This is a genomic window from Variovorax sp. CAN15 (assembly GCF_030462475.1).
In the GTDB taxonomy this organism is placed as follows: domain Bacteria; phylum Pseudomonadota; class Gammaproteobacteria; order Burkholderiales; family Burkholderiaceae_C; genus Variovorax.
This window is the reverse complement of record NZ_JASMRZ010000191.1, coordinates 1-671: the sequence shown is the minus strand read 5'-3', so window position 1 is coordinate 671 and position 671 is coordinate 1. Positions and strand designations below refer to the sequence as shown.

The window sequence follows — 671 nt, the reverse complement described above, 5'->3', positions numbered from 1 at the left end:
AACGACCTCTCCGAGCCCGCGCGAGCACGTTGGATGGGCGTAGCTCGCTCGGCAGTCCCAGCCGACGCGTGGGCGGCGTTTAAGAAAGACTTGGCCGACGGAGGAGGTAGCCCGAGTGCAGGATTCCCCGCAAGCATCATCGGGTTCCTCAACGAGGTTGCCGACCGCAAGGGCACAGGTACACATGGCCCTTGGGAGGATGAGCACGGCAACCCTCTGCAGGACGACGCAGATGCAGCATTGCTGTGGATCGCCGTTCGAGCACAGGCCCCGGCGGCTGCGGCCGAGGTGGTAGCGCGCTGGATAGACGAGGGCTGCCCCAACCTGGCACTCGATACGAATCGCAAACTCATGGCCGCCACGGTTCGCGCCCTCGCACCTGGTCCCCGTCCATCTTCCTCCTTGGAGTAATCGGACAACTTCCATGCGTAGCGCTGCGCCGATCAGAACGCATAAGCTTCACCGGGACCATTTCGCGTTCTATCGAGCCATCGTTCAGGGCGTGGAACCGCGCGCCGCCTGGGAACGCTACCTCCAGCTGGGAGACGAGCGCGTTGATGAGAGAAGGGTCCGGAGTGCGATCGCCGCGATGCGAGGGGAGTTTGCCGCTGCTGAGACACGTGAGCGGCGTCCCGGCACGGCGCGCCTGGTCCTGATGGACCCCGGCTCAA

1 pseudogene is annotated in these 671 nt (G+C 64.8%); it reads left to right on the top strand.

Going from position 1 to position 671, the window contains the following annotated elements:
* Positions 1-424: 424 nt before the first annotated feature.
* Positions 425-671 (top strand): annotated as a pseudogene (locus tag QMO14_RS33325) (integrase); the annotation flags it as partial.